General features: G+C 61.2%; 3 protein-coding genes and 1 pseudogene. 1 reads left to right on the forward strand and 3 read right to left on the reverse strand.

Going from position 1 to position 12479, the window contains the following annotated elements; translation table 11 throughout:
* Window positions 1-22: 22 nt before the first annotated feature.
* Window positions 23-1381, reverse strand: coding sequence for a TolC family outer membrane protein (locus ACKUG4_RS27260; protein WP_064383226.1), 1359 nt, complete (start codon window positions 1379-1381; stop codon window positions 23-25).
* A 531-nt stretch (window positions 1382-1912) separates the two neighbouring features.
* On the opposite strand from ACKUG4_RS27260, the gene ACKUG4_RS27265 reads away from it, so the two are divergent.
* Window positions 1913-10567 carry a retention module-containing protein gene (locus tag ACKUG4_RS27265; protein WP_445435220.1) on the forward strand — a complete coding sequence of 2885 codons (8655 nt, stop codon included), beginning with the start codon at window positions 1913-1915 and terminating at the stop codon, window positions 10565-10567.
* Between the two features lie 241 nt (window positions 10568-10808).
* Here the strand turns inward: ACKUG4_RS27265 and ACKUG4_RS27270 are convergent, their stop codons facing one another.
* Together ACKUG4_RS27270 and ACKUG4_RS27275 are read right to left on the reverse strand one after the other, a co-directional pair.
* Window positions 10809-11180 carry a DUF6124 family protein gene (locus tag ACKUG4_RS27270; protein WP_445435221.1) on the reverse strand — a complete coding sequence of 124 codons (372 nt, stop codon included), beginning with the start codon at window positions 11178-11180 and terminating at the stop codon, window positions 10809-10811.
* Window positions 11181-11630: 450 nt separating this feature from the next.
* Window positions 11631-12479 (reverse strand): annotated as a pseudogene (locus ACKUG4_RS27275) (hypothetical protein); the annotation flags it as partial.

Raw genomic sequence — 12479 nt, forward strand, 5'->3', positions numbered from 1 at the left:
CCCTGGCACTACATCATCGGGACTACTTCAGTTCAGGCAAGCGCGCTTCGTTTTTCACCTCGGTCGCAGCAATCGCATCGGCCGGCAGCACCACCCGCTGCTTGCTTAACAACTGGCCCATGTTCGCCAGCACGCGGTACATCGAGTATTCCTCGGTGTAGCGGATTTCGGTGTAGCGACGGTTGGCGTTGTACAGCTCGTTTTCACTGTCGAGCACGTCCAGCAGGGTGCGCTGACCGAGGCCGAACTGATCCTGATACGCAGCGCGCACACGCTTGGTGGTTTCGGCGTATTCGCGGGCGGTCGGGGTCTGTTTCTTGGCGTTGAGCATGGCGTTCCAGGCCAGGTGAATGTTCTCGTTGAGCTGGCGCAGGGCGTTGTTGCGGATGTCCATCGCCTGGTTGATCTGGTGCGCATCGGAGGCCAGTCGCGCCTTGTCGCTACCGCCACGGAACAGGTTGTAGTTCATCACCACGCCGACCCGCCATTCGTTGTCGTGGCCCTCGTCACCCTGCACGTTGTTGTTGGCGCCGACGGCGGCTTCCGCGTCGAAGCGCGGGTAGAACGGCGACTTGGCGACTTCGTACTGACTCTCGGCCGATTGCACGTCGGCCTGGGCAGATTTCAGGTACGGGTTGTTCTCGACCATGCTCTGCTGGGCTTCAGGCAAGGTGGCGGGCAATTCGCCGCGGGTCGAGGCCGGGGTTTCCAGCTCATCCGGCATGCGCCCGACCACGCTGTAGAAGTTGGATTCGGCGTCGGCCAGATCGACTTCGGCGGTGTCGAGGTTGTTCTGCGCCAGCGCCTTACGGGCCACCGATTGATCGGAGTCGGCGGTGCTGCCCACCCCGCGCTCGGTGCGCAGGCCGATCTGGTCGTTGACCCGCAAGTGCGCCTGCAGGTTGTTCTTGGCCAGGGTCACCAGTTCGCGACGCTTGAGCACTTCGAGGTAGACCTCGATGGTGCGCAGGGCCAGATCCTGGGCGGTGCCTTGCGCGTAATAGGCACGCGAGTTGGAAACACCCTTGGTGCGCTCGACTTCGTTGGCGGTGTTGAAACCGTCGAACAGCATTTGCCGCAGCCGCAGCTCGGACTGGGTGTAATTGAGGATTTCGGTGTGGTGGTTACCGAAGGCCCGGGTGTTGGTGTTGTCGCTGTAGCCGCGCCCGTAAGCAGCGTTCAGATCCACCGACGGATAGAAGCCGCCCTTGGCGACCTTCACCTGTTCATCAGCCGACAGGCGCGCATCCACGCGCGAGGCCAGTTCGGGGTGGGTAGCGATGGTGCTCTGGATCGCTTCGGTGAGGTTCATGGCCTGGGCTTGGGAAGTGCAAGCCATGGCCAGCAAAACCGCGCTGCAGAGGGGGGTTAGTACGCGCATGGGTGCATCTCCCTGAGTCCTGATGGTGTTTCGCTGTCGCCAATTTATTGACGATATTTTTAGTAGAAAGCGTTTCATGCCTGTAACAACAGAGCTAAGAACATCCTGAAGCGTAGCTAAGAAAAAATTTTCATAAGGGTTATGCCAAAAAAAACTTATGCGCTTCGCTAAATCCAGCACATTGTTCCACTCGAAAGCCTTTGTTTTATGCGCTTTAGGGAGCACAGAAAGGCTTGAGGAAAGTTCCACTCACTTTGCGACATACGGCGAAGTACTGCTAAAGGGGAGGGACGCGTAGCGGCTGATGAGCGACAGATTTTTGTCACTCGGGTGATTCACCACCGTTACGTAGCGCTAGTGGGCCTGCTGCAGCGAACAGAGATTCCAAGTGCTTGATTGCGCTGGAGTTTCTGAACCTGCACAACCTGCGAAACGAACTGTCGAGGTGCGAGCGTCGCCCCGACAACCCGCTTGAGCCATGGGCTGCTTCGCGAACCAGCGCCGACGGTGGTCGGCAGCGGAGGAATGCACATGGCAACGCTCATCGGGATCGTCACTAAAGTCATTGGTCAGGTTTTCGCTCAGTCGGCGGACGGCACTCGTCGCGCACTGGTCGAAGGCGATCGTCTGTTTGCAGGGGATCAATTGATCACCGGGGCGCAGGGGGCGGTTGCCGTTCATCTGCAAAACGGCCAGGAACTGACCCTCGGCCGCGACAGCAGCCTGACCATGACCGGCCAGTTGCTCGCCGATCAGGCGGCTCACGTCAATGCACCGGAAGCGGTGACCCCGAGCGAGTCGCAACTGACCGACGTCGAACAGATCCAGAAAGCCATTGCCGCCGGCGATGACCCGACCCAATCCGCCGAAGCGACGGCGGCGGGCCCTGGAGCCACCGGTGGTGCGCCGGGCGCATTGGGTGGCGGGCACAGTTTCGTGTTGCTGACCGAAGTGGCCGGCCGGGTTGATCCGGTCATCGGTTTCCCCACCGCCGGTTTCAATGGCATTCCCGAGTTTCCCGAAGAACGCCACAACGCGGTGATCGACAACGGTGACGACACCACGCCGATCGCCCCACCACCACCGCCAGTCAACAACCCGGTAACACTCACCGGGCTGTCTGTTGCCGGTGGCGAATTGAATCTTAACGAAGCCAATCTGCCCGACGGTTCCGCTGCCAACCCTGGCGCGCTGACCCAGACCGGCAGCTTCACGGTGTCGGCGCCGGACGGTCTGAGCAGCCTGAGCATCGGCGGCATTAACGTGATCGTCGGTGGCGTGCCGATCGGTTTCCCGCAATCGATCACCACGCAACTGGGCAACACCCTGACCATCACCGGCTACAACCCGGCCACCGGCACGGTCAGCTACAGCTACACCCTCAATGGCAACGAAACCCACGCGGCGGGCGACGGTGCCAATAACCTCAGCGAACAATTCACCGTGATCGCCGGCGACAGCAATGGCGACACCGCCACTGGCACGCTGGACGTCAACATCACCGACGACGTGCCGAAAGCGTTCGATGACAACAACGGTACGGCGACAGAGACTCAACTGACGCTGACCGGCAACGTGCTGACCAACGATGTGCAGGGCGCCGACCGTGTACCTGTCGGCGACAACGCCGGCCCGATCACCCCCGGCACCTTCATCGGCACTTACGGCACGTTGGTGCTCAACGCCAACGGCACCTATACCTACACGCTCAATACCAGTGATGCGGACTTCAAGAACCTGCATGGCGGTGGCAATGGCACCGAGACGTTCACTTACACCCTGACCGATGCCGACGGCGACACCAGCACCGCCAACCTCGTTTTGCAGATCCACAACAACGACGACCCTGTGATCATCAACGGGTTGAACGTCGAGGGCGGTGAACTCACCGTCTACGAAAAAAACCTCGGCGACGGCAGCGACCCGGACTCGGGAGCCCTGACCCAAAGCGGCACCTTCACCATCACCGCGCTGGACGGCGTCACCACGCTGACCATCGGCGGCATCGCCGTGGTCACCAACGGTGTGGCCGCAGGCTTCCCACAATCGGTGACTACGCCACTGGGCAGCACGCTGACCATCACCGGTTTCAACGCCGCCACCGGCGTTGTCAGCTACAGCTACACCCTGGTCGACAACGAAGCGCACCCGAATGCCAACGGCGCCAACGTGCTGAACGAGCAGTTCGCCGTGACCGTGGTCGATGACAACGGCACCACCGCCAACGGCACGCTGGACGTGAACATCGTCGACGACCTGCCAAAAGGCGTGGACGACAGCAATGCCGGCACCGCTTCGGAAACCAATCTCACACTGAGCGGCAACGTCCTGACCAACGACGTGCAAGGCGCTGATCGCGTGCCTGTCGGTGAAAACGCAGGCCCGATCACCGCCGGCACATTCACCGGGACTTACGGGACATTGGTGCTGAACGCCAACGGCACTTACACCTACACGCTGAACACCAGCGACGCCGACTTCAAAGCGCTGCACGGCGGCGGCAACGGCACCGAGACCTTCACCTACACCATCACCGATGCCGACGGCGATACCAGCACCGCGAACCTCGTCCTGCAGATCCACAACAACGACGACCCGGTGATCATCAACGGCCTCGACGTGAATGGCGGCGAACTCACCGTCTACGAGAAAAACCTCGGCGACGGCAGCAGCCCTGACGCTCCAGCCCTGACCCAAAGCGGCACCTTCACCATCACCGCGCTGGACGGCGTCACCACGCTGACCATCGGCGGCATCGCCGTGGTCACCAATGGCGTGGCAGCAGGCTTCCCGCAATCCATCGTCACTCCGTTGGGCAGCACGCTGACCATCACCGGTTTCAACGCCGCCACCGGCGTTGTCAGCTACAGCTACACCCTGGTCGACAACGAAGCGCACCCGAATGCCAACGGCGCCAACGTGCTGAACGAGCAGTTCGCCGTCACCGTGGTCGACGACAACGGCACCACCGCCAACGGCACGCTGGACGTGAACATCGTCGACGACCTGCCAAAAGGCGTGGACGACAGCAATGCCGGCACCGCTTCGGAAACCAATCTCACACTGAGCGGCAACGTCCTCACCAACGACGTGCAAGGCGCTGATCGCGTGCCTGTCGGTGAAAACGCAGGCCCGATCACCGCCGGCACTTTCACCGGGACTTACGGCACTCTGGTACTGAACGCCAACGGCACTTACACCTACACCCTCAACACCAGCGACGCCGATTTCAAAGCCCTGCACGGCGGTGGCAACGGCACTGAAACCTTCACCTACACCATCACCGATGCCGACGGCGACACCAGCACCGCGAACCTCGTGCTGCAGATTCACAACAACGACGATCCGGTGATCATCAACGGCCTCGACGTGAATGGCGGCGAACTCACCGTCTACGAGAAAAACCTCAGCGACGGCACCAGCCCCAACACCCCGGCACTGACCCAGAGCGGCACCTTCACCATCACCGCGCTGGACGGCGTCACCACGCTGACCATCGGCGGCATCGCCGTGGTCACCAACGGTGTGGCCGCAGGCTTCCCGCAATCCATCGTCACTCCGTTGGGCAGCACGCTGACCATCACCGGTTTCAACGCCGCCACCGGCGTCGTCAGCTACAGCTACACCCTGGTCGACAACGAAGCGCACCCGAATGCCAACGGCGCGAATGTGCTCAACGAGCAATTCGCCGTGACCGTGGTCGATGACAACGGCACCACCGCCAACGGCACGCTGGACGTGAACATCGTCGATGACCTGCCAAAAGGCGTGGACGACAGCAACGCCGGCACCGCTTCGGAAACCAATCTCACACTGACTGGCAACGTCCTGACCAACGACGTGCAAGGCGCCGACCGCGTACCGACCGGCCCGAATGCCGGCCCGATCACGGCGGGTACGTTCACCGGGACTTACGGCACCCTGGTGCTGAACGCCAACGGCACGTACACCTACACGCTGAACACCAACGATGCAGACTTCAAAAACCTGCACGGCGGCGGCAACGGCACCGAGACCTTCACCTACACCATCACCGATGCCGACGGTGACACCAGCACCGCCAACCTCGTGTTGAACATCCACAACAACGACGATCAGGTGTACCTCAACGGCCTCGACGTCAACGGCGGCGAACTCACCGTCTACGAGAAAAACCTCAGCGACGGCACCAGCCCCAACACCCCGGCACTGACCCAGAGCGGCACCTTCACGGTGACTGCCCTCGACGGTCTGCAAACCCTGACCGTGGGTGGCATTGCCGTGATCACCAACGGTGTCGCGGCCGGCTTCCCGCAATCGACCGTCACCCCGCTGGGCAGCACGCTGACCATCACTGGATACGACCCGGCCACGGGCGTGGTCAGCTACAGCTACACCCTGGTGGATAACGAAACCCATCCGACAGCCAACGGCGCCAACAGCATCACCGAGAACTTCAACGTGGTGGCGACGGACACCGACGGCAGCACCGCCACCGGACAGATCAACGTCAACATCATCGACGACCTGCCGACCGCCAAACCCGACGCGACGTCGGTGCAGGAGGGCGGCACCGTCAGCGGCAACGTGCTGGACAACGACATCGGCGGCGCCGACGGCCCGGCAGCCAGTGGCGCGGTAGTGGGCGTGCGCGCCGGCTCCGACACCTCGACCTCGGCCATCGGCGGCCTCAACAGCAACATCAACGGCACTTACGGTTACCTGACTCTCGACGCCAACGGCAACGCGGTCTATCACAGCAACCCGAATGCCGTGAGCGGCCCGGGTGCGGTGGACGTGTTCACCTACACCGTGCGCGATTCCGACGGTGACGAAAGCACCACCACCATTACCATCGACGTCTACAACAGCAAACTGTGCGCGGTCAGCGACACCGACGTCACCGTCTACGAAAAAGCCCTCGATCTGACCAAGGACGGCCAGGATCTGGCTCCTGGCACGGTCACCGGCAGCGATCCGAACAGCACCGGGGAAACCGCGTCCGGCACGCTGGTCGGCTCGGTCACCGGCGCGGTCGGTGCAATCAGCTATGCGCTGGTCGGCAGCGCCACCGGCAACTACGGGCAGATCGTGCTCAACCCCGACGGCACGTACACCTACACCCTGACCTCACCGGCCAGCACCACCCCGCACGCCGATGACGGCGCCAACACCCTGACCGAAACCTTCACCTACCAGGCCACCGATTCGCTGGGCAACGTCGTCACCAGCACCCTCGTGGTCAGCATCGTCGATGACGTGCCGAAGGCGATCAACGACAGCAACGCCAGCACCGCGTCGGAAACCCAGTTGACCCTCAACGGCAACGTGCTGACCAACGACGTGCAAGGCGCCGACGTGGTGGTGACCGGCCCGAATGCCGGCCCGATCACCCCCGGCACCTTCACCGGCACTTACGGCACCCTGGTGCTGAATGCCAACGGCACGTACACCTACACGCTGAACACCAACGATGCAGACTTCAAGAATCTGCACGGCGGTGGCAACGGCACCGAGACCTTCACCTACACCCTGACCGATGCCGATGGCGACACCAGCACCGCCAACCTGGTGCTGAACATTCACAATAACGACGATCCGGTGGTCCTCAACGGTCTCGACGTGTATGGCGGCGAACTCACCGTCTACGAAAAAAACCTCAGCGACGGCACCAGTCCCGACACCCCGGCGCTGACCCAGAGTGGCACCTTCACCGTCACCGCGCTCGACGGTCTGCAAACCCTGACCGTGGGTGGCATCGCCGTGATGACCAACGGCGTGGCCGCCGGCTTCCCGCAATCGACCGTCACCCCGCTGGGCAGCACGCTGACCATCACCGGTTACAACCCGACTACCGGCGTGGTGAGCTACAGCTACACCCTCGTCGATAACGAAACCCACCCGAACGCCAACGGTGCCAACAGCCTCACCGAGAACTTCAACGTGGTGGCGACGGACACCGACGGCAGCACTGCGACCGGGCAAATCAACGTCAACATCATCGATGACTTGCCGACCGCCAAGGCCGACACCGGCTCGGTGGCGGAGGGCGGCACGGTCAACATCAGCGTGCTGGGCAATGACATCAGTGGCGCGGATGGCGCGGCGATCGTGGTCGGCGTGCGCGCCGGCGGCAACACCGCGACCTCGGCCATCGGCGGCCTCAACAGCAACATCAACGGCAATTACGGTTACCTGACCCTTGATGCGGCGGGCAATGCGGTCTATCACAGCAACCCGAACTCGGTGAGCCCGCCGGGCGCCACCGACACATTCACCTACACCATCCGCGACAGTGACGGCGACGAAAGCACCACCACCATCACCGTCAACGTCGCCGACAGCAAACTCGTGGCCTCGACCGATCAGGACGTGACCGTCTACGAAAAAGCCCTCGACCTGACCCAGGACGGCCAAGACCTGGCCCCCGGCACGGTCACCGGCAGCGAGCCGGGCAACACCGGCGAAACCGCGACCGGCACGCTGGTCGGTTCGGTCAGCGGCGGCAGCGGGGCGATCACCTACACCCTGGTCGGCAGCGCCACCGGGACTTACGGGCAGATCCAGCTCAACGCCGACGGCACCTACACCTACACCCTGACCTCGGCGCCGAAAACCACGCCGAACGCCAACGACGGACCGAACACCCTGAGCGAAAGCTTTACCTACAAAGCCACCGATGCGCTGGGCAACAGCACCACCAGCAACATCGTGGTCAACATCGTCGACGACGTGCCAAAAGCGGTGGTGTCGGATCGTTCGGTGGCGGCGGTGGAGATCGACTCCAACATCCTCATCGTCCTCGACATCTCCGGCAGCATGGCCGACGCCTCCGGCGTGCCGGGCCTGTCGCGGCTGGAACTGGCCAAGCAGGCGATCAGCGCCTTGCTCGACAAGTACGACGATCTGGGTGATGTGAAAGTGCAGCTCGTCACCTTCAGCAGCAACGCCACCGACCGCACTTCGGTGTGGGTCGATGTCGCGACGGCCAAGACCCTTCTGGCCAGCCTCAGCGCGGGCGGCGGCACCAACTACGACGCTGCCGTGGCAACCATGTACAACGCGTTCAACACCTCGGGCAAACTCACCGGGGCGCAGAACGTCGGCTACTTCTTCTCCGACGGCAAACCCAACGAGGGTGACATCGGCACCGCCGACGAAGCGACGCTCAAGGCGTTCCTCGATGCCAACAACATCAAGAACTACGCGATCGGCCTGGGCAGCGGCGTGAGCAACGCCAACCTCGATCCGCTGGCGTACGACGGCATCACGCACACCAACACCAACGCGGTGGTGGTCACCGACCTCAACCAGCTCAACTCGGTGCTGTCCGGCACCGTAGAGGGCGCGCCGGTCACTGGTTCGTTTATCGGCGAGGGCGGTACGTTCGGCGCCGATGGCGGGTTCATCAAATCCATCGTGGTCGACGGCACCACCTACACCTATGACCCGAAAGCCAACGGCGGTCAGGGTTCACTGGTCGCCAGCGGCGGCGCCAACCACGGCACGTTCAACACGGTGAACAACACCCTGAGCATCGCCACCAACAACAGCGGCACCCTGGTGATCAACCTCGACACCGGCGACTACAGCTACACCTCGCAAAAAACCACCGCCGTGGTGATCACCGAAAACATCGGCTTCACCCTAAGCGACAACGACGGCGACCTCGCCAGTTCGACGCTGACCGTAAAAGTGATCCCCAACGCGCCTCCGGTGGCGGCGGACGACCACATCATCACCAACGTGCTGTCGGGCAACATCGTGGTGCCGGGCGAGCTGTTGCTGGCCAACGACACCGACCCAAACGGCGACACCCTCAACGCCACGCCGACCTCGTTCAACACCGGCTGGGTCTCCAGATCGGCAGACTTCACCGGCAGCGGCGCGATCAGCTTCACCGGCACCAACGCCAACACCGCCGCCAACCAGAACCTGGCCAACGTGCGCAATGCGTTCAGCGCCAACGCCGCCACCATGACCGCCGTGCTGGTGGTCAGCGGCTACCTCGGCGCGGTGACCAACACCAACGCCAACGATGAAGACCGCATCACCGTCAACCTGCGCCAGGGCGAAACCCTCAACCTGGACCACAACCTGGCGGCCGGTCACATCACCATGGAGTACTCGATCAACGGCGGCGCTTACATTGCCCTCGCGGACGGCCAGACCCTGACCGCGACGTCCGATGGCGTCTACCAGATCCACATCACCAACATCAGCAACACCACGGGCAGCAACGCCAACGCGGCGGAGAACTACCAGCTGACCATGACCCTCAACTACGCCGGGGCCCACGACATCACCCCGGACTACCACGGCACCTACACCGCCAACGACAACCATGGCGGCAGCGACACGGCGAACGTGACCATCAGCTATCAGGACGGCCACACCCTCACCGGCACCTCGGGCGATGACGTACTGGTGGCGGGCACCGGCGACAACATCATCAACGCCGGCGACGGCAACGATGTGCTCACCGCTGGCTCCGGCAACAATGAACTGCACGGCGGCGCTGGCAACGACTTGCTCTACAGCGGCCCGGGTAACGACCTGCTCGACGGTGGCACCGGCATCGACACCGCCAGCTACGCCCACGCGACCGCCGGGGTGACGGTCAACCTCGGCCTGCTCGGTGCGCAAAACACCATTGGCGCCGGGACAGACACCCTGACCGGCATCGAAAACCTCATCGGTTCGAACTTCAACGACAGCCTCACCGGCGACAACAATAACAACGTGATCAATGGCGGTTTGGGTAACGACATCCTCAATGGCGGCGGCGGTGACGACCTGCTGATCGGCGGGATGGGCAACAACACCCTGACCGGCGGGCCGGGCGCCGATACCTTCCAGTGGCTCAAGGGCAACAGCGGTCATGACCTCGTCACCGACTTCACTCCAGGCACCGACAAGCTCGACCTGTCGCAACTGCTGCAAGGTGAAAACGGCACGTCGGCGTCACTGGATGACTACCTGCACTTCACCGTCACCGGCAGCGGCGCGTCGGTGGTCACCAGCATCGACGTGAGCGCCATGGCCGGCGCCACGCCGAACCAGACCATCGACCTGGCGGGCGTCAACCTCGCCAGCCACTACGGTGTGACGCCGGGGGCGGGTGGGTTGATCGCCAGCGGGCACGACACGGCGACCATCATCAACGGCATGCTGAATGATCATTCGTTGAAGGTGGATACGGTGTAACTGAGGGCTGAAACGATAAAACCCGCCGCCCCGATCACACGGGACGGCGGGTTTTTCATGCCGCAAGTGATGGGTTGCCTGTGAGTGAGCCTTCGTCGGATCGCCGCCGGAGCAAGGTCGTGCGTCTAACACACATTTAAATTACGCCGCCGTACCTGTGGGAGCGGGCTTGCCCCGGGCGGCGATCCGACGAAGGCGTCATGTCTGTCACGCATTATTCGGGACAGTGCATTTACCTTTTTTACACCGCCGTCTCGGTTTTCAACTCCAGATTATCCAGCACCCGATTCACCGCCAGCTCACCCAGCATGATCAGCTGCGCAATCCCCAACAACACATGCCGCTGCGAGCCGTCCACCAACCCGGCGAAGTCATTGGCCATGGTCTTGGCCGAAGTCAGGGTTTCGCAGGCGTCGGCCAGCAGTTCTTCGCTGTCGATACCGGGAGCGATGAGGTAGCGGGTGTTGGGTTTGAGCAGCGGTTTTCGGGGGAGGAGGGGATTGAGGTAGTGATCGAGGGCGCGCTCGGCGGCTTCGTGGAATTTCTTTGAATCGAGGGTTTCGTAGGGCGAAGTCGAATCGGCTTCCGGCGGGTTTGGCGTTGGTTTGATCATGGCGAATCTCCGTGATTGGATTTGGCCGCCACGACTCATCGCTAAACAAGTAAAGGTGGCGGCTGTACGCAGGTTAGCGATCCGGGTCACAGAAACCCCGGGTAGACCCGAAGGTCTCCCACGCACAGCCACCATTACGCCAAGTGCAGAGAAGAGACTGCAATCGGGATTGGGCGTTGTTGCGTCTGTATGGAGCCGGATCGCTAAACCCGATCGCTGTTTTTCAGCGACCGCCAAACAATAGAACCCGCCCCCCAAGGCGCACAAGCCGGCGGATTCTGGCGGATGCGTAGGCAAAGGCGCAAGGTTGCGTGGCTTTGCGGACATAACTTTAAACATACTTCAACAAGCGTGTTAGCTTGAATTGAACGAAAAAAACGCGCTCCCGGTTGAACGGGAGCGTGGGATTCAGGGTTGGGGCTATTATATAAATGCGTCCCCCTTTTACCCTTAATAAGTTATTGTAAAGTTGTCCAAAAATATTTGTATATGGGGGTTTGCTTTATTTTTAATGCCTAAATACTTTATTTTTTTGCCGGTTGGTGCGGAATATTCAACCCATTTAATCCCAATAGCTGAGGATGCAAGAGTAATCAGTTCATCATTCTCGTCGTAATAATAAAAATCTACCAAGCTTCCACCGGCTCCATTGATTACAGCTCCGATGCTGATGCGACTTGCTGAAGATTTTAAAGTTATTCTTAAGTCTGTTCTTTCGGTGAGGTAGAGGTACTTGAAAGTGACTTGTGGTGAGTAAACATTGGTGGTTGCCAAAGCTATATTCAAATTGTCGTTGGTCACTTTTACCGTCATGGTGGGAAAGTCTAATACGCTATTCACTGGATAAGCCCCAATAGTTCCAGTCTCAAAATTTTCATAAGTCGGCGGAACCACGACCCTCAGGTTTCGCGGGTTCGAAAAGATATCTGCACCGTGATAGAGCGATTTAGCAGACAAACGACGGTCGCCCGGTGCTACGTCAATCGTGTGTTCCCAGATTCCCGTCGTTTCATCGGCCTTTGCTTTGCCCTTGGGTACAGCGCTCTGGCCACTGCCATCATAGATTTCAACCTCGTGGCCCTTGCTCGCTGTTCCCCTGAGTTTCAAAGAAGTACTGACGGTTTCGGTGCCTTCCGGCACTTCCCGATTGTCGGCGTCCAGTACATTGTCCAGGGTCGGCGTGACCAGAGCCGTTACGGTCAGTTTGTACTCCTGCGAGCTTTGCCCCGAACCATACAACGCCTTGGCCGTGAAACTGTGAAGCACGGCTGTCAGGCCGGTCACCAGCAGGGTCCAGAT

Source organism: Candidatus Pseudomonas auctus, assembly GCF_048654275.1.
GTDB lineage: Bacteria > Pseudomonadota > Gammaproteobacteria > Pseudomonadales > Pseudomonadaceae > Aquipseudomonas > Aquipseudomonas pharyngis.

Coding starts and splice junctions, on each gene's coding strand:
- ACKUG4_RS27260 (WP_064383226.1), bottom strand. CDS start 1,381: ATGCGCGTACTAACCCCCCTCTGCAGCGCGGTTTTGCTGGCCATGGCT.
- ACKUG4_RS27265 (WP_445435220.1), top strand. CDS start 1,913: ATGGCAACGCTCATCGGGATCGTCACTAAAGTCATTGGTCAGGTTTTC.
- ACKUG4_RS27270 (WP_445435221.1), bottom strand. CDS start 11,180: ATGATCAAACCAACGCCAAACCCGCCGGAAGCCGATTCGACTTCGCCC.